Annotated in this window: 1 protein-coding gene; it reads left to right on the forward strand. The window is 69.7% G+C overall.

Going from position 1 to position 310, the window contains the following annotated elements; all coding sequences use genetic code 11:
• Window positions 1-310, forward strand: a 310-nt coding sequence (locus tag ACLBXO_RS31990; protein ID WP_447687945.1) for an S-adenosylmethionine synthetase N-terminal domain-containing protein, incomplete at both ends; no start/stop codon positions are given.

Genomic DNA, 310 nt, shown 5'->3' on the forward strand with positions numbered 1-310 from the left:
CGAGACGCTCGCCACGACCAACCGCATCGTCATCGCCGGCGAGGTGCGCGGGCCCGACTCGGTGACGTTCAAGGACCTCGAGGCCCTGGCCCGCGAGGCCGTGAAGGACATCGGCTACGAGCAGTCGGGCTTCCACTGGAAGAACAACGACGTCGCGATCCACCTGCACGCCCAGTCGGCCGACATCGCCCAGGGCGTGGCCGCGGCCGGCAACAAGGACGAGGGCGCGGGCGACCAGGGCATCATGTTCGGCTACGCCGCCGACGAGACGCCCGAGCTGATGCCGGCGCCGATCTTCTACGCGCACAAG

The organism is Methylobacterium sp. C33D, from assembly GCF_053345825.1.